Origin of the sequence: Citrobacter sp. A316 (genome assembly GCF_002042945.1) — a bacterium.
GTDB lineage: Bacteria > Pseudomonadota > Gammaproteobacteria > Enterobacterales > Enterobacteriaceae > Citrobacter > Citrobacter portucalensis.
Map to the genome: position 1 here is coordinate 374,878 of NZ_MVFZ01000001.1, position 21,998 is coordinate 396,875.

Annotated in this window: 21 protein-coding genes and 1 pseudogene; 13 read left to right on the forward strand and 9 right to left on the reverse strand. The window is 53.3% G+C overall.

Annotation, left to right across the window (positions count from 1 at the left end):
• The first annotated feature begins 9 nt into the window (after nt 1-9).
• From BZK41_RS01830 to BZK41_RS01840, 3 genes are read left to right on the forward strand one after another with little or no spacing between them, the layout of a single operon-like run.
• On the forward strand, nt 10-618 hold the full coding sequence (locus BZK41_RS01830) for a DUF2291 family protein (protein WP_079936972.1): 609 nt from the start codon (nt 10-12) through the stop codon (nt 616-618).
• On the forward strand, nt 618-2,144 hold the full coding sequence (locus tag BZK41_RS01835) for a sugar ABC transporter ATP-binding protein (protein WP_172313036.1): 1,527 nt from the start codon (nt 618-620) through the stop codon (nt 2,142-2,144). Before BZK41_RS01830 ends, BZK41_RS01835 begins: the two co-directional genes overlap by 1 nt.
• Nucleotide 2,145: 1 nt before the next feature.
• The gene (locus BZK41_RS01840; RefSeq protein ID WP_048214725.1) at nt 2,146-3,234 is read left to right on the forward strand and encodes an ABC transporter permease; all 1,089 of its coding nucleotides are present in this window, start codon (nt 2,146-2,148) and stop codon (nt 3,232-3,234) included.
• A 146-nt stretch (nt 3,235-3,380) separates the two neighbouring features.
• Here BZK41_RS01840 and BZK41_RS01845 read toward each other — a convergent pair whose 3' ends face one another.
• Nucleotides 3,381-4,331 (reverse strand): sugar-binding transcriptional regulator, encoded by a 951-nt coding sequence (locus BZK41_RS01845; protein WP_048214728.1) that lies wholly within the window; start codon nt 4,329-4,331, stop codon nt 3,381-3,383.
• A gap of 316 nt (nt 4,332-4,647) precedes the next feature.
• Here BZK41_RS01845 and BZK41_RS01850 point away from each other — a divergent pair, with 316 nt between their 5' ends.
• From BZK41_RS01850 to BZK41_RS01865, 4 genes are read left to right on the forward strand one after another with little or no spacing between them, the layout of a single operon-like run.
• Nucleotides 4,648-5,478, forward strand: a complete 831-nt coding sequence (locus tag BZK41_RS01850; protein ID WP_079936973.1) for a transketolase — start codon at nt 4,648-4,650, stop codon at nt 5,476-5,478.
• On the forward strand, nt 5,471-6,427 hold the full coding sequence (locus tag BZK41_RS01855; protein ID WP_079936974.1) for a transketolase C-terminal domain-containing protein: 957 nt from the start codon (nt 5,471-5,473) through the stop codon (nt 6,425-6,427). The genes BZK41_RS01850 and BZK41_RS01855 overlap by 8 nt, the downstream gene beginning before the upstream one ends.
• A gap of 26 nt (nt 6,428-6,453) precedes the next feature.
• On the forward strand, nt 6,454-7,872 hold the full coding sequence (locus BZK41_RS01860; protein WP_079936975.1) for an L-fucose/L-arabinose isomerase family protein: 1,419 nt from the start codon (nt 6,454-6,456) through the stop codon (nt 7,870-7,872).
• Nucleotides 7,873-7,904: 32 nt separating this feature from the next.
• On the forward strand, nt 7,905-9,413 hold the full coding sequence (locus tag BZK41_RS01865; protein ID WP_079936976.1) for an FGGY-family carbohydrate kinase: 1,509 nt from the start codon (nt 7,905-7,907) through the stop codon (nt 9,411-9,413).
• Nucleotides 9,414-9,464: 51 nt separating this feature from the next.
• Here BZK41_RS01865 and BZK41_RS27450 read toward each other — a convergent pair whose 3' ends face one another.
• Nucleotides 9,465-10,481: an alpha/beta hydrolase gene (locus BZK41_RS27450; protein WP_366557225.1), complete on the reverse strand. Its 1,017-nt coding sequence runs from the start codon at nt 10,479-10,481 to the stop codon at nt 9,465-9,467.
• Nucleotides 10,458-11,162 (reverse strand): annotated as a pseudogene (locus BZK41_RS27455) (GNAT family protein); the annotation flags it as partial. The gene BZK41_RS27450 and the pseudogene BZK41_RS27455, both read right to left, overlap by 24 nt.
• 141 nt (nt 11,163-11,303) lie before the next feature.
• On the opposite strand from BZK41_RS27455, the gene BZK41_RS01875 reads away from it, so the two are divergent.
• Together BZK41_RS01875 and BZK41_RS01880 are read left to right on the forward strand one after the other, a co-directional pair.
• Nucleotides 11,304-12,422 carry a YbdK family carboxylate-amine ligase gene (locus BZK41_RS01875; RefSeq protein WP_079936978.1) on the forward strand — a complete coding sequence of 373 codons (1,119 nt, stop codon included), beginning with the start codon at nt 11,304-11,306 and terminating at the stop codon, nt 12,420-12,422.
• Between the two features lie 66 nt (nt 12,423-12,488).
• Nucleotides 12,489-12,737, forward strand: a complete 249-nt coding sequence (locus BZK41_RS01880) for a DUF1158 domain-containing protein (RefSeq protein ID WP_008784044.1) — start codon at nt 12,489-12,491, stop codon at nt 12,735-12,737.
• Between the two features lie 21 nt (nt 12,738-12,758).
• Here the strand turns inward: BZK41_RS01880 and BZK41_RS01885 are convergent, their stop codons facing one another.
• Both BZK41_RS01885 and BZK41_RS01890 read right to left on the reverse strand, forming a co-directional pair.
• On the reverse strand, nt 12,759-13,100 hold the full coding sequence (locus BZK41_RS01885; RefSeq protein WP_003021996.1) for a RamA family antibiotic efflux transcriptional regulator: 342 nt from the start codon (nt 13,098-13,100) through the stop codon (nt 12,759-12,761).
• Nucleotides 13,101-13,117: 17 nt separating this feature from the next.
• Nucleotides 13,118-14,230, reverse strand: coding sequence for an MBL fold metallo-hydrolase (locus tag BZK41_RS01890; protein ID WP_079936979.1), 1,113 nt, complete (start codon nt 14,228-14,230; stop codon nt 13,118-13,120).
• A gap of 190 nt (nt 14,231-14,420) precedes the next feature.
• Between BZK41_RS01890 and BZK41_RS01895 the strand changes: the two genes are divergently transcribed.
• The 4 genes from BZK41_RS01895 to BZK41_RS01910 all read left to right on the forward strand — a co-directional run bounded on the left by BZK41_RS01895 (nt 14,421) and on the right by BZK41_RS01910 (nt 17,453).
• Complete coding sequence (locus BZK41_RS01895) at nt 14,421-15,002, forward strand: TetR/AcrR family transcriptional regulator (protein WP_079936980.1); 582 nt, start codon at nt 14,421-14,423, stop codon at nt 15,000-15,002.
• Nucleotides 15,002-15,370: an MmcQ/YjbR family DNA-binding protein gene (locus BZK41_RS01900; RefSeq protein WP_079936981.1), complete on the forward strand. Its 369-nt coding sequence runs from the start codon at nt 15,002-15,004 to the stop codon at nt 15,368-15,370. The genes BZK41_RS01895 and BZK41_RS01900 overlap by 1 nt, the downstream gene beginning before the upstream one ends.
• Nucleotides 15,371-15,489: 119 nt before the next feature.
• Nucleotides 15,490-16,143: an oxygen-insensitive NAD(P)H nitroreductase gene (gene nfsB, locus BZK41_RS01905; protein ID WP_003831162.1), complete on the forward strand. Its 654-nt coding sequence runs from the start codon at nt 15,490-15,492 to the stop codon at nt 16,141-16,143.
• A gap of 65 nt (nt 16,144-16,208) precedes the next feature.
• Nucleotides 16,209-17,453 (forward strand): mechanosensitive ion channel family protein, encoded by a 1,245-nt coding sequence (locus BZK41_RS01910; protein WP_079936982.1) that lies wholly within the window; start codon nt 16,209-16,211, stop codon nt 17,451-17,453.
• A 3-nt stretch (nt 17,454-17,456) separates the two neighbouring features.
• Here the strand turns inward: BZK41_RS01910 and BZK41_RS01915 are convergent, their stop codons facing one another.
• The 4 genes from BZK41_RS01915 to BZK41_RS01930 all read right to left on the reverse strand — a co-directional run bounded on the left by BZK41_RS01915 (nt 17,457) and on the right by BZK41_RS01930 (nt 21,948).
• On the reverse strand, nt 17,457-18,437 hold the full coding sequence (locus BZK41_RS01915; protein WP_079936983.1) for a LacI family DNA-binding transcriptional regulator: 981 nt from the start codon (nt 18,435-18,437) through the stop codon (nt 17,457-17,459).
• A 77-nt stretch (nt 18,438-18,514) separates the two neighbouring features.
• Nucleotides 18,515-19,666 (reverse strand): Gfo/Idh/MocA family oxidoreductase, encoded by a 1,152-nt coding sequence (locus BZK41_RS01920; protein ID WP_079936984.1) that lies wholly within the window; start codon nt 19,664-19,666, stop codon nt 18,515-18,517.
• Nucleotides 19,663-20,691, reverse strand: a complete 1,029-nt coding sequence (locus tag BZK41_RS01925; RefSeq protein ID WP_079936985.1) for a sugar phosphate isomerase/epimerase family protein — start codon at nt 20,689-20,691, stop codon at nt 19,663-19,665. Before BZK41_RS01925 ends, BZK41_RS01920 begins: the two co-directional genes overlap by 4 nt.
• A gap of 15 nt (nt 20,692-20,706) precedes the next feature.
• A complete protein-coding gene (locus BZK41_RS01930) occupies nt 20,707-21,948 on the reverse strand; it encodes an MFS transporter (protein ID WP_079936986.1) in 1,242 nt (413 codons plus the stop codon).
• Between the last annotated feature and the right edge of the window lie 50 nt (nt 21,949-21,998).

Here is a 21,998-nt window from a genome sequence, read left to right on the forward strand (position 1 = left end):
GGAGGCACTATGTCGTTAACACAATGGGGTGCTGCACTGGTTGGGTGCGCCACCCTGTTGCTGACGGCCTGCACGGTAGTTGACCTCGACGAAAACGGCAACCCCATTATCCCGGCCGACCCACAGGCCAAAGCCAGTTTCGACAATCAAACACCCGAGCAGATCGCGCAACAAACCTGGCAATCCCGCGTCCTGGATGCGGCAAAGCAGCACGCTCTGGATGCGTCAGCGCTGAGCGCACGCCTGAAGACGCCCTCACCCACTGCCGAAAGCGTGTTTGTGCGCCTGACCAGTCAGATTGAGAACGTCGACACCACCAATGGGCGCGAGAAAAGCATTGTGATGAAGGTCAATGACGCCCCTGTCACCATCCAAATAGGCCCGGTGATGCGCGGCAATGCGATTCGCGATGCGAGTGGGTTTAAGTTTGAAGACTTCACTAACCAGGTTCAGTTTGCCCAGCTTTCCCGGGCGTATAACCGCGAAGCAGTAAAACACTTTCCCGCAGTGGACGAAAGCTGGCAAGGGAAGCGTGCCACGGTACTGTTCGCCGTAACGCTGAATGCCGGAAAAGCGGAAAACGCGGCAGCCTTAGCGCTGGAACAGGAGGCACACTGATGAATAATTCCTCAGCAGATGACATCATCCTGCGCACACATGCCATCTCAATGCTGTTTCCCGGCACGATTGCGCTGGACAGCGTGGATTATCAGGTGTGGCGCGGTAAGGTCAACGTGATTATTGGCGAAAACGGTGCGGGGAAATCCACGCTGATGAAGATCCTCGCAGGCGTTCAGCAGCCCAGCAGCGGCGAGATGACGCTCAATGGCAACCCTGTTCGCTTCGCCAATACCCGGGACGCCGCTGCGCACGGGATTGGTATGGTGCATCAGGAGCTTAACCTGTTTGAGAATCTCACCGTCGCGGAAAATATTTTCCTTGGCCGGGAGATCCAAAAAGGCATGACCCCCATTGATGAGGCCGAACAGGAGAGGCGTACTGCGGAGCTGCTAACCCGGCTCGATCAGCCCATTTCACCCCGCGATCTGGTCGGCAATCTCAAAGTCGGACAGCAACAGCTGGTTGAAATCGCCAAAGCGTTGGCAGAGGACGCTGACATTCTAATCCTCGACGAACCCACCTCCGCACTGAGTAAAACCGAAGTCGAGATCCTGTTTCGCGTGATTCGCGAACTGACTCGCCAGGGCGTTTCGATAATCTACATCTCTCATCGACTCGAAGAATTGATGGCGATTGGCGATGTGATCACCATTTTACGCGATGGAAAATTCCAGGCCGAAGCCAGGGTTAGCGATATCGATGTGCCGTGGATTGTGCGCGAAATGCTGGGCAGCGACCCGGTGAGTAATTTTCTTGAGCCAGGCCGCACGTTCGGCGCGCCGGTTCTCGAAGCGGAACATATTACCTGCGTCAATGCCGCTGGCAATGCGGTGGTCAACGACGTCACCTTTAACGTCCACGCGGGCGAAATTGTCGGTATCTATGGACTGATGGGGGCAGGACGAACCGAATTGTTCGAGTGCTTGCTGGGTACTGAGCGCAACTACCTCGGTAAACTGTGGCTCGACAGCAAGCCAGTTCCACAGCGCTTAACCACCGCCGACCGCATTCGTATGGGAATGAGTCTGGTACCGGAAGATCGCAAGCGCACAGGCATTTTCCCCATTTCTTCGGTTGCCAGCAATCTGACTATTGCCAGCCTGTGGCGTCGCCTGCAGCGCGGCTTTGCCATCGCCCGCAAAGATGAGGAGGCCGTCGTCGCCAGCACAATTGGCAATCTGTCGATCAAGGTGTCCTCACCGGATGTTGAAATCCAGGCGCTGAGCGGGGGTAACCAGCAGAAAGTGGTGATTGGTCGCTCCCTCCTTACCAATCCCAAAATTCTGTTCCTTGATGAGCCCACACGCGGCATTGACGTTGGAGCGAAAGCCGATGTGTTTCGCATGATGGTACAGCTTTCACAACAGGGTATTGCTGTTGTCTTCTCCACCTCGGATTTAAAAGAAATTATGGCGGTATCTGACCGCATTCTGGTGATGTCTGGCGGCAAGCTCACGGCCGATATTACTCGCGATCGTGCCGAAGAATCGGCGCTGGTCACCGCAAGTGCTCAGGGGTTCTGATATGAAAACACTACAATCTGCCGTCGTCGCACCGCGAGCCGGCGTCACCTTCTCGCGGGAAAATATCCTGCTGCTGATACTGAAATTACGTACCTTTATTGCGCTGTTTCTGATTGTCGGATTTTTTGCCTTCACCGTCCCCGGATTCCTCTCTGGCGGCAGCATGGTCATTATGATCAAGCACATCGCCATTAACGCGTTTCTGGCGCTGGGAATCACCTTTGTCATTATTACTGCCGGCATTGATCTCTCGATTGGCGCTACGCTTGGGCTATGCGGCATGATTGCCGGATGGTTGATCACCAAAGGCATTGTATTGCCCATGTTTGGCATCGCTATCTTCCCCAGCGTCTGGGTGATTGTACCTGTCGTACTGCTGATTGGCGGATTGATTGGCGCAGCAAATGGCTGGATTATTACGCGCTATAACGTCGCACCTTTTATTTGTACACTGGGCACCATGTACGTGTTGCGCGGTGCGGCGATGCTGACCTCTGACGGACAAACGTTCCCCGGACTTTCCGGTAATCCACAGTTGGGTAACACCGGTTTTGATGAAATTGGCGCAGGAACACTGTTTGGTATTCCGTGGGCCATCTGGATGATGATTGTGCTGGCGCTGGTTATTGCTTACGTTGCTCGCCGTCTGCCCTTTGGCCGTCACGTGTATGCGATCGGCGATAACGAACGCGCTGCTGAACTGTCCGGCGTAAAAGTGAGGCAGGTAAAAATCTGGGTGTACACCCTGTCCGGACTGTGCGCTGCAATTGCCGGAATAGTTGTTTCGGCACAACTTTCAGCCAGTCATCCGGCCAACGGTACAGCATTTGAGATGAACGCCATTGCCGCCGTTGTACTTGGTGGTACGTCGCTTGCCGGCGGTCGTGGCACCATCTTAGGCACGTTGATTGGCGCTTTCGTTATCGGTTTCCTGGCCGATGGTCTGGTGATGATGGGCGTCAGCGAATTCTGGCAAATGGTGATTAAGGGCATCGTGATTATTGTCGCGGTCATTATCGACCAGATGCAAAACCGGATGCAGCAAAAAGCCGCCGTGGTTGCGCAAAAGGCGGCGATGGAAAGTCAGTAGCCCTGAAATTACGCCAGTTGCGGAGGGTTATCAACAGAGTGACAAGCAGGATCTACCGGCTAAGCCATGGATTGCACTACGCTTAACAAAACTCTGATGACGACAGCCAGCCCCAGGGGCTGGCGATAACTTAACTCACCGCGGCGTCACCCTTTAACCAGATTGCGCGCTGTCGGGTAGTCGGTGATCAGTACGTCGATATAATTCCCCTGCAGCGCGCCACGGATCGCATTCTGTTTTTCTACCCCGCCCGCCAGCGCTATCACATGGTTGCAGTCGCGGATCTGCGCCAGCTCCATACCGATAACCGGGTCTTCCTCATGGCTGAGTACCGGATTGCCTGCCGCGTCGTAATAATGCAGACAGATATCTCCGACTGCGCCGCGTTCGGCCAGCAGTCGCAGCATCTCTTCGTTGTAATAGTTACCCGAGTTTTTCAGCAATTGAGAAGGTTCCAGCTCTCCGATGCCGACAATCGCCACATCCACTTCAGCAAATTTTTCGACGACCGCTGCCACGTCCGGGCTGTTAACCAGTCGAGAACGTTCTTCCACCGAATGCTCAATACTTTGCGAAGGCAACAGCCAGGCCGGGCAGCCGAGGTGTGCCGCCAGCTGTTGCGTCAAAATCGTGGCCTGCACATTGCCGTTTGGCCCCACGCCGCCCAGTAGTTGGATCACACCTGCCGCCCGGATATTTTGCGGGTGCATTTCATCAACCATGCAGCGAATAGTGCTACTCCAGGAGGAAATACCGACCAGATCTTCGGCGCGCAGACGAGTTTCAACGTAATGCGCCGCCGCACTGCCAATAGCATGCTTAATTTGCGTACTGCTGGGGTTGTCGCCAACATCCACGACAATCGCCTGGCGAAGACCAAACCGCTCTTCAATGGCTTTTTCCAGCTCGACAAAGATATTGGTCGGTTGTACGACGGTGATTTTCACCAGCCCTTCTTTCTGACAACGCGTCAAGGCACGGGAGACAAAGGACTGCGACAAATGCAGCAGCGTGGCGATTTCAGACTGTTTTTTATTTTCGGCGTAGTAAAGTGTGGCAATCTTAACCAGCAACCGCTGTTCATCCTGCTTTGACATAGCATTCCCCCTGGTAAACTACCTGTTATTTTTATTCATACCTGAATAGATAACAAGTCATCTGCGTCTTTCCGGTTATCGCGTTAGTGTGATCTTTTTCTCTTTTCGCCAAAATTTGCTGCCTTAAAGCGTAGACAAACCTTCAGACAAGGCATATCTTTAATCATGAATAATAAATCAGTAGTGAATATTTATTCTAACCAATAACGACAGACTGTTTTAGCTGCATATTACGCAGTGGATAGCGAGACAGTTGCACTACTGCACTCACATGGAATATTTATTCACCAAGGATTAAACATTCAAGAGGTGTCTTATGAATCCGTTTTCGCTCTCAATACCAGAGCTAGTCAAGAAAGCACGTGCGGTACGTCGTCGCATTATCGTGTTGAATGCAGAAAGCCCGGCGGGAGGGCATACCGGCGCTGACCTGTCGCAGGTCGAACTGCTGACAGCACTCTATTTTCGCATCCTGAATTGCTCACCAGAGCTTATAGCAAGCGATGAGCGCGACATCTACATCCAGTCGAAAGGTCATGCAGTGGGCGGTTACTACTGCGTGCTGGCTGAGGCTGGTTTTATTCCCGTGGACTGGCTGGCGACCTATCAGCACGCAGATTCACACCTGCCGGGTCATCCGGTGAAACACAAAACGCCTGGGATCGAACTGAATACCGGAGCGCTCGGTCACGGTCTGCCGGTCGCCGTGGGCATTGCGCTGGCCGCCAAACGTAACAACAGCAAGCGCCGGGTGTTTGTCGTTACCGGTGATGGTGAACTGGCAGAAGGAAGCAACTGGGAAGCCGCACTGGTCGCCGCCCACTATAAGCTGGATAACCTGATTATCATCAACGACAAAAATAACCTCCAACTTGCCGGCGCAACCAAAGAGATCATGAATACCGATCCGCTGGATGAGAAATGGCGCGCCTTCGGTATGCAGGTCTCAGAGTGCCGCGGTAATGATATGAGTGATGTGGTGCGCACGCTGGAAGCGTTAACCCCAGAAGGTAAACCACACGTCGTCATTGCCCACACCACCAAAGGGGCCGGGATCTCCTTTATTCAAGGCCGCCCGGAATGGCACCACCGCGTGCCAAAAGGGGAAGAAGTTGAACTGGCGCTGGAGGAACTGAAAGATGCGTAATAGTGAACACCTCGCCACCGTGATGGTGAATACCTTAATTGCCGCGGTCGAGCGCGGAATGGACGTTGTACCCGTCGTTGCTGACTCAACGTCTACGGCGAAAATCGCCCCGTTTATGAAGGAGTTTCCCGGTCGTCTGGTCAACGTGGGTATCGCCGAACAGACGCTGGTCGGGGCCGCCGCCGGTCTGGCATTAGGGGGCAAAATCGCCGTCACCTGTAACGCCGCTCCGTTCCTGATTTCACGGGCCAATGAGCAAATCAAAGTCGACATTTGCTACAACAACACCAACGTGAAGCTGATTGGCCTGAACGCGGGTGCCAGTTACGGCCCCCTTGCCAGCACGCATCACAGTATTGATGACATTTCCGTTCTGCGCGGTTTTGGCAATATTGAAATTTACGCCCCGTCCTGCCCGGTGGAATGCCGGCAGATTATCGACTATGCCTTAAGCCACGTCGGCCCGGTTTATGTTCGCCTCGACGGAAAAGCCTTATCGGAACTGCACGAAGAAAATTACCAGTTCACCCCGGGTAATATCGATATTCTGCGGAAAGGAAAAGATGTCGCGCTGGTAGCGATGGGCTCAACCGTCCATGAAATTGTCGAGGCTGCCACAGTGCTGGAACAGGCGGGTATTGATGCTAGCGTAATCAGTGTACCGTCAATTCGTCCCTGCAATACCCAACAGCTGTTGGCGGCATTAGCCCACTGCAAGGCCGTGGTCAGTGTGGAAGAGCATAACATTAATGGCGGCGTGGGAAGCCTGGTGGCGGAAGTACTGGCAGAAGCTGGCTGTGCCATTCCGCTGCGCCGACTCGGCATTGGCGATGGTCAATATGCCATTGCGGCCGATCGCACGGCAACGCGTGCCCGCCATGAAATTGACGCCGCCGGTGTCGTGAAAAACGCCGCCGCGCTGTTGCAGCGCCACACGATAAAACAATAACAACAGAACACTTACTGGAGAAAGCGATGTCACGAATTCCTCAACAGCTGACCATGGCGGTGATTATTGGTAATCGGGGATTTTTCCCAAGCTATCTGGTTGCTGAAGCCCGCGAACAGGCCAGCGTGCTCTTTGCGCGACTGGGCATTAAAACCATTATGCTCGACGATACGCAAACAGAACTCGGCGGGGTAGAAACCCGCCAGGATGCGAAAGTGTGCGCCGAACTTTTCCGCGCTCACCGCGACGACATTCACGGCGTGGTCGTGCTGTTGCCGAACTTTGGTGACGAAAAAGCAATAGCGGAAACGCTGCGCCTGTCTGGCCTGAATGTTCCGGTACTGGTTCAGGCGCAGGAAGATAACCTTGATAAAATGGGGCTTGCCACTCGCCGTGACAGCTTCTGTGGCAAAATCTCCCTGTGCAATAACCTGCGTCAGTACGGTATTCCATTTACGCTCACCACCCAGCACGTCTGCGATCTGGCCGGTGAGGTTTTTGCCCAGGATCTGAAACGTTTCGAACAAATTTGCCGTGTTGTCAGCAGCATGCGTGGCGTACGCGTCGGCGCTATCGGTGCTCGTCCGGCTGGATTCAATACCGTTCGCTACAGCGAAAAATTACTCGAAAGACTGGGTATCGCCGTTGAAACGTTGGATCTGTCTGAAGTCTTTACCCGCATCAAATGTCTGCGCGATGACGATATCCGCGTGGATGAAAAACGTCGTCTGCTGCTGGATAACGCCGATGCCAGCGCCATTCCCGCCGACAAACTCGTCACAATGGCAAAACTGTTTGTCGTCATCAGCGAATGGGTCATCGCTAACGATATAGATACCACAGCGATCCAGTGCTGGACTTCGCTTCAGGAAAATTTAGGCATCAACGTATGCTCAATTATGAGCGTGATGTCCGGGCAGTTAATGCCCAGCGCCTGCGAAGTGGATGTGATGGGCGCGCTGTCAATGTACGCCCTCGCCAGCAGCAACTTAAGCCCGGCTTCTATTGCCGACTGGAATAACAATTTCGGCGACGAGCGTGATAAATGTGTGCTTTTTCACTGCGGTAACTTTGCATCAGCCAGTCTGGAAAACCCCAAAATGGGCACAGCAGATATCATCGGTACCACCGTTGGGAAAGAGAACACCTGCGGTGCAGTACATGGACGCATGAAAAGCGGCACGCTGACCTATTTCCGCCTGAGCACCGACGATTTAACCGGTGAAATCAAAGCGTACGTCGGTGAAGGCCAATCGGTAGACGACCCGCTGGATACGGTTGGCTGTCGTGCTGTAATTCAGGTGCCGCGTCTGGAGAGTTTACTGGCGTGGATCTGTCGTAACGGCTTTGAACATCACGTGGCAATGAACCATTCCGCCAGCGCCGAGGTGCTGCATGAAGCCTTCACCCGCTATCTCGGGGTGGATACGTTGTTCCATCGCTAATACTCAGGGAAACAGAGGGGCTGGAGAAAACGATGTCAGCAACGAAAGACATTATTATTGCGCTTGATGAAGGCACCACCAATGCCAAAGCCGTTGCGCTGGACGGTCGGGGAAATGTGGTCGCGAAGTTCTCCCGCGCGCTGGCGATCCACACGCCTCGCGAAGGCTGGGTTGAACAGTCCGGCGACGCGCTGCTGGAGGCCTCTCTGGCTGTAATGGCGCAAGCAGTTGCCGCCGTAGGTACGCAGCGTGTGGCGGCGCTGGCGATCAGTAATCAGCGGGAGACGGCAATCGGCTGGTATCGCGCTAGCGGGCGTCCGCTCGGCCCCGCCATCACCTGGCAATGCTCGCGCACGGCTGATTTTTGCCGGACGTTGCGCGAGCAAGGTCATGAGGAGAAAATAAAATCCACCACCGGATTGCCCGTCGCCCCACTCTTTTCCGCCTCTAAAATGCGCTGGCTGCTGGAGTCCGTCCCCAACGGAACAGCGCTCGCGCAGCAAGGCGAAATTTGCCTCGGCACTATCGATAGCTGGTTACTGTGGAATCTGACCAGCGGTGCGGCGTTTCGTTGTGACGCCTCCAACGCTTCGCGCACGCAGTTGCTCAATCTGCACAGCGGCCAATGGGATAGCGAGATGCTGGCGCTGTTTGGTCTCCCACTACAGGCGCTGCCAGAAGTTTGCCCTTCCAGCCATCATTTTGGCGTGACGAAAGGTCTGGCAACCATCCCCGATGGGATCCCCATTCTGGCGATGATTGGCGATTCTCATGCTGCGCTCTTTGCCCACGGGTTAGGTGCTGAAGGTTGTGTTAAAGCGACCTATGGCACCGGCTCATCGGTGATGGCACCGGTATCTTCAACGCAGTCTGCGGTGAATGCGTTGGCAACAACGATTGCCTGGCATGATGGCGATACCCGGGTCTATGGTCTGGAAGGCAATATTCCCCATACCGGCGATGCCGTGGCCTGGATGGCCGACAGTACCGGCTTAAGCGAACTGCCGGAGGAGCAACTGTTACATGAGCTCAATACTCTGCCCGCCACGGTCGACTCGACGCTGGGCGTCTATTTTGTTCCGGCACTTACCGGGCTGGGCGCGCCCTGGTGGGATGAAAGCGCACGGGGGTTAATTCATGGCCTCAGCCGCGGCGTGAAACGCGCGCATCTGGTGCGCGCCGCGCTGGAGTCTATTACCTATCAAATTGCCGATGTGGTGCAAGCGATGCACCAGCACAGCGGTTTCAGCCTCAGCGCGCTGATGGTTGATGGCGGGCCGACAAAAAATGATTGGCTGATGCAGTACCAGTCCGATCTGCTGGGTTGCCCGGTGATGCGCAGCGACATTCCCGAGCTTTCAGCCATTGGCGCCGGACTGCTGGCACGCAAGGCGCTGCTCGGTACAGAAACCGCTCAGCTACGCCATTTTTTGCCCGACCACATATCATTTCAGCCAAACGCAGAGCGTCACGGTCGATTGCAAAAACGCTGGCACGAGTGGCAAAGCGCCGTTGAGCGTACGCGCTGGCAAACACCTTAGCGAGTCAGCAATCATGATAAATTCACCCGCAGCTACGACTGAGTGCGGGCGCTAATCACGTACAAAGTCACCAATCGCCAGATAGGTGGCCTGCGCCTCCTGCGGGACTTTATCTTCCAGCATCAGATAAGCGTGTGTCATCCCAGGAAAGTGAACATGCTGAACGGGTATCCCCGCAGTTTGCAGTCTGGCAACAAAAGCAAAATCTTCATCCCGCAACGGATCCAACCCACCACTGAAGACCAGAGTGGATGGAAAATCCTGGTTCAGCGGCAGATAAAGCGGAGACGTCTGTTTGCGATCTTCTCCATTACGGAAATACTGCTGAAAATACCAACGTATTTTGCTTTCATCCAGTAGCTTTCCTGTGCCGTTCTCCTGCACCGACGGCCAGTTCAGCGTGTAGTCCAGGCTCGGATAAATCAGCACCAGGCGATGAATAAATCCTGGCTGTTCGCGGGAAAAGTAGGCCGCCAGCGTCGCGCTAAATGCACCGCCACCGCTGTCGCCAATAAGCGTGAGCTGGCGAGCGTAAGGAATATGCTGACTATCGAGCAGCGACCAGATGTTTTCTATTACGGCTTTAGCATCGGAAAGACCAGCCGGATACGGGTTTTCTGGCGCACGTCGATAATCAACCGAAACAACGATATTTCCTGTCGCCATCGCCAGATGGCGGGCAACCGGGTCATACACCTCCACCGAACCACTCAGATGCCCACCGCCATGGATAAACACCACCACCTTCGGCTCTCCAGTCAGTGCCGGGCGATAAATCCGTACCGGGATGCGACGCTCTCCGGTATCCACGTCAGCATTAATAATCGCCGCCATCGGTTCTGAGGTGGACACATTTGCTTTTGTCAGCGCTGCTAACCCTGCTCTTGAGCTGAGCGTGTCGTAGCAAGGGTTGGGATTGCAAGGTTGCGCAGCGAGAAAATCAGCCAGAAGCGCGGGCGGAGTTTGCGTCAGCGAGCCGTTTTCCTGTTGCCAGCGCTGTTGATAACCTTGCTGTTGCATCTGCACAGTCTCAGCGTTGGCAGTCTCACAGGAAAAGCACTCTGCCATCGACCGGCGTTGCCGCCCGTGTTCATCAAAGTTCTCCGCGGCCAGCCAGCGCTGTAAAACGGCGTCACACTGGGGCCATTCGCTATCAATCATTGATAACCAGTCGCTGTCACGATTACGCCCCTTGCGCACAATCTTCTGGCGAAAACGTCCTTCGAAGATAAACCCAAGGCGTTCCGCTGCCCGACGGGAAGCGGTGTTCAGGGAATCGCATTTCCACTCCACGCGACGATAGCCCAACGCAAACGCCTGGCGCAGCAGCAGCCAGATGCATTCGGTGCCGAGAACCGTATTTTTCATACGCGGTGACCAGGTCACATGACCAATTTCGACCGAACCGTGCTCCCGTTCAATCGCCATAAAGCACACCAGTCCGACGGCTCGGCCTGAACGCTGTTCAATGACGGCATAGGGAACCAGAGATGCATCCGTGGATTTTCCCTGTACCCAACAAGCTGCGGCCTCAACGCTTGTGGGGCGAGAGCTTGCAAGCCAGGTCCAGTCGCGATCGTCTGGCGCCTGCGCGTAGGCATCAAACAGATCGGCGGCATGGCTGTCGGCATCCAGGGGAACCAGTCGACAATATTGCCCTATAAGCGTTTCCCGTGGCAGTACGGCAGCGCCATTCCAGTCCGGCACAACATCGCCGACGGTCTGCCCATAAAGATTTATTTCCGGCACGATTCAACCCCAGTTGCGAAGTAAAAAATAGTTATAACACCGCCCATTACACCTTCAAAGCGTCGCCTGGGTGATTTTGACGACGAACAGAAATCAACAGCCCTTCTATACTGATTAAAAATCAACGCTGAAGAGAACCCTATGCCACTACCCGATTTTCATGTTTCCGACTCTTTTACGTTAGGCATTGAACTGGAAATGCAGGTGGTCAATCCTCCGGGTTACGACCTGAGCCAGGATTCTTCCCGGCTGATTGACGCCGTAAAGCCGCTGCTTACAGCCGGAGAAGTGAAGCACGATATCACGGAAAGTATGCTGGAGATGGCGACCGGGGTTTGTCGCAATATCGACCAGGCGAGTGCTGAATTATCCGCCATGCAGCAGATAATTACGCGAGTTGCTACAGAGCATCACCTCGCCATTTGTGGCGGAGGGACTCACCCGTTTCAAAAATGGCAACGTCAGGAAGTCTGCGATGACGAACGCTATCGGCGCAACCTGGAAAATTTTGGCTATCTTATTCAGCAGGCGACGGTGTTTGGCCAGCATGTGCATATCGGCTGCGCAAACGGCGATGATGCCATTTACCTGCTGCACGGCCTGTCGCGATTTGTTCCCCATTTTATTGCGCTCTCGGCCGCTTCACCTTATATGCAGACGTCCGACACGCGGTTTGCCTGCGCGCGGCTGAATATTTTCTCCGGATTTCCCGATAATGGTCCGATGCCGTGGGTGAATAACTGGCAGGAATTCGAGGGGTTATTTCGTCGACTGGCTTACACCAGCATGATTGATAGCATTAAAGATTTACACTGGGATATCCGCCCCAGCCCGCACTTTGGCACGGTAGAGGTTCGGGTAATGGATACGCCGCTGACCCTTGATCATGCGGTCAATATGGCAGGGCTTATTCAGGCTACCGCCCACTGGTTACTCACCAAACGTCCGTTCAAACACCAGGAGCGTGATTACCTGTTATATAAATTCAATCGCTTTCAGGCCTGTCGCTTTGGTATGGCGGGAATCGTCACCGACGTCAATACCGGTGACGGCTGCCGCCTGTCAGAAGACACATTGCGACTACTGGAGAATATCGCTACCTCTGCAGATAAAGTAGGCGCAATCAGCGCGATTGAAGCTATACATCTGCAGGTTAAAAATGGCCATGATGAAGCACAAAATATGCGTGACTTTGTCGCCGAAGGTGGATCACTGAGTGGCCTGGTGAAAAAACATTGTGAGATTTGGGCAGGGTGGTAAGCGGGGAATTTGCGTTGCCCGCAGAGATCCCGGACAATGGCTTTTTAACTCAAGTTTAACAATGTCATGAAACACCCGCTTGAATCACTGATGACCGTCGCAGGGATCCTGCTACTGGCTTTTTTGTCTTGCCTGCTGCTGCCCGCCCCCTCGCTTGGCCTGGTGCTGGCGCAAAAACTCGTCGCCATTTTTCATCTGATGGATCTCAATCAGTTTTATACTTTGCTGTTTTGTCTGTGGTTTTTACTGCTGGGCGTGATTGAATATTTGGTGCTGCGCTTCATCTGGCGGCGCTGGTTCTCGCTGGCGGATTAGGCCCGCGAGAACCCTCTGCTGTTAATGCGTTCGGCTATGATTTTCTTTGCGATAAGCGCCCGGCGGCTGGCTGAACGTACGGGTGAAAATACGCGTAAAGGTCTGCTGCGAATCGAATCCGTATTTTAAACAGATGTCGTACACTTTCTGGTCGGTATCGCGTAGATCGCGCGCCGCCAGCAGCAGCTTACGTTCGCGGATGTAACGCCCGAGACTTTCGCCTTTGTACTGCATAAAAAGACGCTGCAGGTGCCATTTTGAATATCCCGCATGGCGTGCAATATCATCAATGCGCAATGGTTGATTCAAATTATCATCAATCCATTCAACAATCGTATCAATTACCTGAGCAGAAATCGTCATCATGCTCTCCCCTGTATTCATTGAGTCACCTGTTGCCACCAGGCCGTAAACGGTTGGTCCGGTTCGGACAGTATTACCGGTTCACCCAGCATTGGTGTCAGCAGTCGGTAATCCTGATGACGGCTGGCAAGCGCCAGTCGTTTGTAAGGATCATCCCAGGTATGTTTCGCCAGAACAAAACGGCCGGCATGCCCTGGCAACACGGCTTTCGCATGCAGATCTGCCGCAGCCTGTGCCGTCTCTTCCGGCATCATGTGAATAAACTTCCAGTCCTGGTCATACTGACCGTTCTCCATAATCGCCAGGTCAACCGAGCCAAACTGCTCACCGATGGCTTTAAAATGCGGTCCATAGCCGGAATCGCCGCTGTAATAAACGTTCTGCTCCGGCGTTTCGAACATGAAGCTCGCCCATAGCGTTTGGTTGCGCTTGATACCGCGTCCAGAGAAATGACGGGCAGGCAGCACATGAACGATCAGCGAATCCGTCACTCTGACGGACTGATTCCAGTCCCGCTCTTCGATTATCTCGCTGCGCATTCCCCAGTAACGCAGATGTGACCCGACGCCAAGCGGCGTAATCACGCGCTTAATTTTTGGCATTAGCGCCTTGATAGTGGCGAGATCCAGATGGTCATAGTGATCATGCGAGATGATGAGCAGATCGATCTCCGGCATCGTCTGCGCAGTCCATGGATAATCACCGGCAAAGGCTTTGTTCAGGAACGAGAACGGTGCGGCATAATTGCTGAACACCGGATCAATCAGGATACGTTGACCCGCCAGCTGTAAATACCACGAAGAGTGGCCCAGCCAGACCAGGGTATCCTGCTGCGGCGCAAGCCCGGCGAGATCGGTCGCCACCATAGGTAACGGTTGTGCTGGCCGTGCATTTTCACGCTTTGCGACCAAAAACTCCCACCAGGCCGCCAGCATACCTTTGTTGCCGGTATAGCCCGGTGTCGGCACCTGGTTATGAAACTGTCCATCACGATAGTGCGGTGACTGTTCAACCTGACTCAGTTGTGCCCCTTGCGGTGCCTGACCAAACCCGGCATTAAATACAAACGGTAAACTTGCAGCTGCAGCAATAAGCATAATAACAACCACACAAACTGTGAGACGCTTCATATCCTGACCTTAAACGCGCCCCCTTTCCGCTGGTTTGCGCGACTGACTCTTGATTATGAGTGAGTAAGCACTCATTATAGAAATCGAAAGTTCTCCGTCAAGATGATTTTCAATCTTTGACATTCGCCGTTGCGGCGCAGCAGAGGCCGTGATTCAATCATGTTTTTTACAGACTTAAGGGTAAAGTGTAGTGGCTCGTCCGAAGAGTGAAGACAAAAAACTGGCATTACTGGAAGCTGCAACCACAGCATTTGCACAATCAGGTATTGCGGCGTCTACCGCCGTGATAGCCCGCAATGCAGGGGTTGCGGAGGGAACGTTGTTTCGCTATTTCGCAACCAAAGATGATTTAATCAACGAGCTTTACCTCTTTTTGAAGCAAGACCTTTGTCAGTCGATGATGGCAAATCTGGATCGCTCAGTGACCGATGCCAAAACCATGACTCACTACATCTGGAACAGCTACATTAGCTGGGGCCTGAACCATACCTGCGGGCATCGCACAATTCGTCAGTTGGCGGTCAGCGAGAAAATAAGCAAAGAAACCGAACAACAGGCTGACGATATGTTCCCGGAACTACGCGATCTTTGTCATCGTTCCGTACGACCCGAGTTTATGTCTGACGAATATCGCGCCTTTGGTGACGCGCTGTTTCTTTCTCTGGCAGAGACCACTATGGAGTTCGCCGCCCGCGACGTTGCCCGCGCAAATGACTATATTTCGATGGGGTTTGAAGCCATGTGGCGCGCACTGACCCGCGAGGAACAATAATGGACGGCCAGACTCTACCTGCCTGTGCGAAACGTCTTGCGCTTGAACTGCCTTTTACCGAACACTGCTGGCCATTCGGCCCGGAATACGATGTCTTCAAGGTTGGCGGTAAAATTTTTATGCTGGTCACGGAGCTTCGCGGATGTCCGCTTATTAACCTGAAATCCGATCCGCAAAAATCACTGTTAAACCAGCAGATCTACCCCAGCATTAAGCCCGGCTATCACATGAATAAAAAGCACTGGATTTCGGTCTATCCAGGCGACGACATTACCGAGTCATTACTGGCAGAGCTGGTGAATGATTCCTGGCACCGCGTCGTCGACGGCTTGCCGAAGCGGGATCAAAAACGCCTGCGTCCAGGTTGATTTATCGCTAACCCCGATAAGTGTTTTTGCATTTTCCTGTCTTATCTTTTTCCTGCTAACCCTGTACCCTGCTGAAACAAAACGCACCCGCAGGGTATGGAAAATCACCAGGAGTAGTTATGGATATTGTTTCTGTCGCCTTAAAACGTTACTCCACTAAGGCATTCGATCCGAATAAAAAACTGACCGCTGAGCAGGCCGAAAAATTAAAAACGCTGCTGCAGTTTAGTCCGTCCAGCACCAACTCTCAGCCGTGGCACTTTATTGTCGCCAGCACTGACGAAGGTAAGGCGCGTGTGGCTAAATCCGCAGCCGGCGGTTTTGTATTCAACGAACGTAAAATGCTGGATGCTTCCCACGTCGTGGTGTTCTGCGCCAAAACGGCGATGGACGATGCGTGGCTGGAACGCGTGGTGGATCAAGAAGAGAGCGATGGTCGTTTCGCCACGCCTGAAGCTAAAGCCGCAAACCATAAAGGCCGCACCTTCTTTGCCGACATGCATCGCAAAGAACTGAAAGATGACAACCACTGGATGGCAAAACAGGTATACCTGAACGTCGGTAACTTCCTGCTGGGCGTTGCGGCGATGGGCCTGGATGCTGTGCCGATCGAAGGCTTTGATTCAGCGGTCATGGATGCAGAATTTGGCCTGAAAGAAAAAGGTTTCACCAGCGTAGTGGTGGTTCCGGTGGGTCATCACAGCGTAGAAGATTTCAACGCCGCGCTGCCGAAATCTCGTCTGCCGCTGGAAACGACGCTGACAGAAGTCTAATCCACCGCATTTGCATAAGCTCCGCACAGCGGTCATCATAGACCGCTGTTTATTAAGGAGACGTTATGCAGGAATTGATATCTCAGGTAGAAGAACTCGGCATTGAAATAAATCACACCACCTCGCTGGTGATGATTTTTGGCATTATTTTTATCACCGCCATTATTGTTCACGTTATTTTGCACTGGGTGGTACTACGCGCATTTGAAAAGCGCGCCAACGCCAGCTCCCGCCTGTGGCTACAAATCATCACGCAGAACAAGTTATTTCACCGGCTGGCATTCACCCTGCAGGGTATCATTGTCAATATACAGGCCGCACTCTGGCTACAGAAAGGCAGCGAAGCCGCAGAAATATTAGTGACCTGCGCACAGCTGTGGATAATGATGTACGCCCTGCTGTCCCTGTTTTCCCTGCTGGATGTTATTCTCAATCTGTCGCAAAAGCTCCCTGCTGCATCGCAACTGCCGCTAAAAGGCATATTCCAGGGCATCAAGCTAATCAGCGCAATTCTCGTCGGAATATTGATGATTTCCCTGCTGATTGGCCAGTCACCGGCAATATTGATAAGCGGCTTGGGTGCAATGGCCGCCGTGCTAATGCTGGTATTTAAAGACCCGATTCTCGGTCTGGTGGCCGGAATACAGCTCTCCGCCAACGATATGTTAAAGCTTGGCGACTGGCTGGAGATGCCGAAATACGGCGCAGATGGTGCTGTTATCGATATTGGCTTAACCACCGTCAAAGTGCGCAACTGGGATAACACTATCACCACGATCCCCACCTGGTCACTGGTATCAGACTCTTTTAAAAACTGGAGCGGAATGTCGGCTTCAGGCGGTCGGAGAATTAAACGCAGCATCAGCATTGATGCCACCAGCATCCATTTTCTTGATGAGGATGAGCGTCAGCGACTGCATAAAGCTCACCTGCTGAAACCGTATTTAACCACACGTCACCAGGAAATAGACGAGTGGAATCAGCAGTTAGATGCGCCTGAATCGGTATTGAATCACCGCCAGATGACCAATATTGGCACCTTCCGCGCTTATCTGAACGAATATTTGCGTCATCATCCGCGTATTCGCAAAGATATGACATTAATGGTGCGTCAGCTTGCGCCAGACGATCATGGTTTACCGATCGAAATTTATGCCTTTACCAATACGGTGGTCTGGCTGGAATATGAAAGTATTCAGGCTGATATCTTCGACCATATATTTGCCGTGATCGAAGAGTTTGGCTTGCGCATTCATCAGTCGCCAACCGGAAATGATATTCGTGCGCTGTCAGGCGCGTTTCAGCGATAACGCTCAGGTACTGGCGCGTGAAATATAGCGCCAGTCCATCATCACCCTCTCCGTCTGCGCGTCAGGATTTTCTATTTTATTCAGCAGCAATCCTACCGCTTTGCGGCCTATATCCCGTGAGGGCTGCTCAATGGTCGAAAGCTGTGGAGAAACCATTTCCGCCAGCTCCGTACCGTCGAATCCAACGACGGCGATATCTCGCGGGATCTGTAATCCGGCATCGAAAATAGCGCGCATCGCACCAGCGGCTAGCGTGTCCGATACGGCAAACACCGCATCGGGTTTCACCTCTGCGGCAAGCAATGTTTTCATCGCCGCAATTCCTGCGCTGGAACTTAATTCACTGGCGTATTCCACGGCCTGATATTCAAGCGACAGCGCATGTAACGCCGCTTTATAGCCGCGTTCACGCAAACGGGCATATTTATAACTCAGGTCATGATTGATTAAGGCAATTCGTCGGTAGCCCTTATCCACCAGGTGAGATATTACCGACTGTGCGGCATCAACATCGTTAATCCCCACGCAGGAAACCGCGCCTTTGTCAGCATATTCCGCGCACTGAACCCAGGGCGCATCGCCAATCAGCGTAGTCAGTTCCGGTAATTTTGAGAATGCATCCATGGTGATAATGCCATCAACAATTTTCCCCGACAGCAGCTTCAGCGCCGATTTTGAGCGGGCTGTATCCGAGCCGGAATTACACAGCAAAATGCGATAGCCATTCTTCTCCGCCTCCTCTTCAATGCCTTTAACAACCTCTGCACAAAAAGGGTTGGCAATGTTGGAAACCATCACCAGAATCATCGAACTACGTGCCGTACGCAGCTGACGCGCCAGCAGGTTGGGCTGATAATTGCTTTCTTTAATAGCCTGTAGCACGCGCTCGCGATTTTTGGCTTTGACGGTATCACTGTGATTCAGCACTCGCGATACCGTCGCCACCGACACACCGGCAAGCTGGGCGATTTTTTGAATAGACATAACGACGACACATCCTGCGGTTTACGCTTTGCGTTGAGGCTACCATAAAATCGCCGACTGGCGAACCGGATGCGTGTTTAGCGCTGTACTGATATCCAACGCTGCTGCTGGTGGCTTTTTATAATTGCATCAATGATATACATCACATCCGCGCCATCAGAAAATGACGCAAATCGACGCTCCGCCGTCGCGGGCATTTTGCCTGCCAACACCGCCTGATAAAACTGCTGCATCATATTCTTGAACGCATCCGGCCAGCCCTCAATATGCCCGCCCGGAAAGTGTGCACTGGCAGCAACATCCGCATTCATCAATCCAGGGTCGTCCGTCAGGATCTGGTTCGCCTGCTGACGGTGCCCAACCCAAAGCTGTTGTGGCGTTTCCTGATCCCAGTGCAGTGAACACTGGCTACCGTTAATTTCAAAGCTCAGGTGATTCTTGCGCCCTGCACTCACCTGCGAAACGCTAAAGCAGCCTTTGCTGCCATCATCAAAACGTACCAGCACCGATCCACGATCTTCCGTCGTAACCGCTTTCTCCTCAAATTGCACATCAGCCTTTTGCTGGCCAAACGTGGCGTTACTGGCAATGCTGGCTTTACGTACCGGCCAGACGATAGCCAAATCGGCCATCACCTCGACAATACGTTTTCCAGTCACGAATTGCACCGTATCACACCAGTGCGAACCGATATCCGCTACCGCCCGCGAATCGCCGCCCTGTGCGGCATCGACCCGCCAGTTGTAGTCAGTCTCCAGCAGCATCCAGTCCTGCAGATAGCTCCCCTGTACGGCAAACAGGCTGCCCACGCTGCCGCTTCTGACCATACTGGCCGCCTGCTGAACCATTGCAAACTGGCGATAGACAAAGCTTACGCCGTGCACCACTCCAGCCTGCTGTGCCAGCGTTTCCAGTTCACGAGCCTCATCCGGCGTCATACACAGCGGCTTTTCTGAAAACACGTGCAGGCCCGCGCGTAAGATCTGCCGATTGATGTCGGCATGCAAATGATTCGGCGTACAGTTATGCACTACCTGCAGTCCAGGATGCGCCAGCAGCGCTTCAACGCTGCCGTACGCATGAGAAATATGAAGAGCCTCTGCGCGTTCCTGGGCAACCGCCAGCGAGCTATCACAGAGCGCCACCACGTTCACACCACCGAGTCGACGCAACGCCTCAATATGTGCAGGCCCAATAAATCCGCTGCCAATAATGCCAACCTGTATCATTTGCGTACCTCATCGCCAGCGGCGAAATCATCAAATGCGCGTGCAGAAACCGGAATAATATGGCGGCGTATAAAATCACTCCCTTCATGCGCCCCGGTTTGCGCATCTTTCAGGCAACACTCCCATTCCAGCACCGCCCAGCCAGGGAAATCATATTGTGTGAGCTTGCTGAAGATCGTTTTGAAATCGACCTGCCCGTCCCCCAGGGAACGGAAACGCCCGGCGCGATCGAGCCACGGCTGATAACCGCCATAGACACCACTGCGGCTACTGGCGTGGTACTCAGCATCCTTGACGTGGAACGCTTTAATACGCGAGTGGTAGACATCTATAAATCCAAGATAATCCATCTGCTGCAATAACAGATGGCTCGGGTCATAGAGAATGTTGCAGCGAGGATGATTATCAACCAGCGCAAGAAAACGCTCGAACGTCACGCCATCGTGCAGATCTTCGCCGGGATGGATCTCAAAGCAAACATCCACCCCATGATGATCAAAGCGATCGAGAATCGGCCTCCAGCGGTGCGCCAGCTCCAGAAAAGCCTCTTCAAAGCGCTGACGATTATGCGGTGGCCACGGATAAAAGAAAGGCCAGGCGAGCGAACCTGAAAACGTGGCATGTGCCGTCAGCCCCAGCCTTTGTGAAGCCGCAGCGGCCTGGTGTAAGGTTTCGATGGCCCACGCCTGTCTGGCCTGCGGATTAGCGCGTACAGACGGCGGAGCAAATCCGTCAAAAGCATCATCGTAAGCCGGATGGACGGCAACCAGTTGACCTTCAAGATGGGTAGATAATTCGCTAATCACTAACCCATATCCGGCCAGCATCCCGCGAATATCATCACAATAGGCCTGACTTACAGCAGCTTGTTCGACATCAAACAGCGACTTGTGATTACACGGGATTTGTAATGCCTTATAGCCCAGCTCCGCCGCCCATTTTGCCACGCCTTCCAGGGTGTTAAATGGCGGGCGATCCCCGATAAATTGCGCCAGAAAAATGCCAGGCCCCTTGATGGTTTTCATAACCCCTCCTGAAAATTACGCCTGCTCTTTGTCGTCATACTTGAAAGAGAAAAGGAAAATCACGGCAATCACTGCGGCAGCTACTGCCGGGATCCACCAGAATGAGGTCCACGCCTGAGGCACGGTTTGCCCAGCCACCAGCCGGTTGTAAAGCGCGCCTGAAATTTGCGAGCCCAGCAGCATACCAATCCCATAGGTAAACATGACGATCATGCTTTGCGCCTGACCTTTTACTTTTTCCCCGGCGATACGATCGGTGTAAATAAAGCCGACCACGAAGAAGAAGTCGTAGCACACGCCGTGCAGCAGAATGCCGAGATACAGCAGGAATCGGCCCTCTTCGCTGATGCCGAGGGCAAAGAAGGCATAACGCACGAACCAGGCGCACATCCCGATTAACAGCATGTATTTCACGCCCAGACGTCTGAACAGGAACGGGATCACCAGCATGAAGAATATTTCAGACATCTGACCAAACGACATCGCCGTACTGACGTCGCCGACGCCCGCATCAGCAAGAAACGACGCGGTATATGCGTAATAGGTTCCCAACGGTACAGAGATAAGCGTCGCGCAGAGCGAGAAGACAAAAAAGTGACGAACCTTGAGTAAGGCGAAAGCATCCGCACAAAACAGATCACGAATTTTCACCGGCAGTCCTTTCGCCGGTGCTGGCGTATTGGGCAGCGTCAGGCTGTAGAGCGCCAGAATCACAGAGATAATCGCTGCCAGCGTAAAGATGCCGGTGGTGTCCGAAATTCCGGTTACACCGATAAAGATCCCCGCGACAATCCAGCCAATGGTGCCAAAAACCCGCACCACCGGGAAGGTTTTATCCTTATCCGACAGACTATGAAAAGCAATATTGTTGGTAAGCGCCAGCGTTGGCATGTAGCACAACGTGTAACCAAACAGCAGACCAATCAACAGCGCACCGTTTTGTGCCACCAATGCCTGCGGAACAAACCACAGGATTGCCGCGCCAGCAAGGTGCATCACCGCCATCACCTTTTGCGAGGCAAAGAAGCGGTCCACCAGCATTCCTAAGACGAACGGCGACAGAATAGAGGCAATGGGCCCGGCTGAAAACGCATCGCCAATCAATAGCGACATGTTGTGCTGGCTCATCACCAGCCCCAGCGTAACGGACCAACTTCCCCAGATAAAGAACTGTAAGAACATCATTAGCGACAGCCGGGGCACCAGCAGCCGGTACTGTACGCTCTGTTTTCCACTACTTTCGGTTGTTGACACCATTTTTTGCCCCACCCTTAAAAAGTAATCGATTACAAAATAGATTCAATAGA

What these genes read in the sequence shown, in the direction of transcription:
- BZK41_RS01900 (WP_079936981.1), top strand. Translation starts at nt 15,002, where the DNA reads ATGGACGGCCAGACTCTACCTGCCTGTGCGAAACGTCTTGCGCTTGAA.
- BZK41_RS01915 (WP_079936983.1), bottom strand. Translation starts at nt 18,437, where the DNA reads ATGTCTATTCAAAAAATCGCCCAGCTTGCCGGTGTGTCGGTGGCGACG.
- BZK41_RS01830 (WP_079936972.1), top strand. Translation starts at nt 10, where the DNA reads ATGTCGTTAACACAATGGGGTGCTGCACTGGTTGGGTGCGCCACCCTG.
- BZK41_RS01865 (WP_079936976.1), top strand. Translation starts at nt 7,905, where the DNA reads ATGTCAGCAACGAAAGACATTATTATTGCGCTTGATGAAGGCACCACC.
- BZK41_RS01855 (WP_079936974.1), top strand. Translation starts at nt 5,471, where the DNA reads ATGCGTAATAGTGAACACCTCGCCACCGTGATGGTGAATACCTTAATT.
- BZK41_RS01890 (WP_079936979.1), bottom strand. Translation starts at nt 14,230, where the DNA reads ATGAAGCGTCTCACAGTTTGTGTGGTTGTTATTATGCTTATTGCTGCA.
- BZK41_RS01875 (WP_079936978.1), top strand. Translation starts at nt 11,304, where the DNA reads ATGCCACTACCCGATTTTCATGTTTCCGACTCTTTTACGTTAGGCATT.
- BZK41_RS01880 (WP_008784044.1), top strand. Translation starts at nt 12,489, where the DNA reads ATGAAACACCCGCTTGAATCACTGATGACCGTCGCAGGGATCCTGCTA.
- BZK41_RS01860 (WP_079936975.1), top strand. Translation starts at nt 6,454, where the DNA reads ATGTCACGAATTCCTCAACAGCTGACCATGGCGGTGATTATTGGTAAT.
- nfsB (WP_003831162.1), top strand. Translation starts at nt 15,490, where the DNA reads ATGGATATTGTTTCTGTCGCCTTAAAACGTTACTCCACTAAGGCATTC.
- BZK41_RS01925 (WP_079936985.1), bottom strand. Translation starts at nt 20,691, where the DNA reads ATGAAAACCATCAAGGGGCCTGGCATTTTTCTGGCGCAATTTATCGGG.
- BZK41_RS01930 (WP_079936986.1), bottom strand. Translation starts at nt 21,948, where the DNA reads ATGGTGTCAACAACCGAAAGTAGTGGAAAACAGAGCGTACAGTACCGG.
- BZK41_RS01835 (WP_172313036.1), top strand. Translation starts at nt 618, where the DNA reads ATGAATAATTCCTCAGCAGATGACATCATCCTGCGCACACATGCCATC.
- BZK41_RS01885 (WP_003021996.1), bottom strand. Translation starts at nt 13,100, where the DNA reads ATGACGATTTCTGCTCAGGTAATTGATACGATTGTTGAATGGATTGAT.
- BZK41_RS01840 (WP_048214725.1), top strand. Translation starts at nt 2,146, where the DNA reads ATGAAAACACTACAATCTGCCGTCGTCGCACCGCGAGCCGGCGTCACC.
- BZK41_RS01920 (WP_079936984.1), bottom strand. Translation starts at nt 19,666, where the DNA reads ATGATACAGGTTGGCATTATTGGCAGCGGATTTATTGGGCCTGCACAT.
- BZK41_RS01910 (WP_079936982.1), top strand. Translation starts at nt 16,209, where the DNA reads ATGCAGGAATTGATATCTCAGGTAGAAGAACTCGGCATTGAAATAAAT.
- BZK41_RS01850 (WP_079936973.1), top strand. Translation starts at nt 4,648, where the DNA reads ATGAATCCGTTTTCGCTCTCAATACCAGAGCTAGTCAAGAAAGCACGT.
- BZK41_RS27450 (WP_366557225.1), bottom strand. Translation starts at nt 10,481, where the DNA reads ATGGCAGAGTGCTTTTCCTGTGAGACTGCCAACGCTGAGACTGTGCAG.
- BZK41_RS01845 (WP_048214728.1), bottom strand. Translation starts at nt 4,331, where the DNA reads ATGTCAAAGCAGGATGAACAGCGGTTGCTGGTTAAGATTGCCACACTT.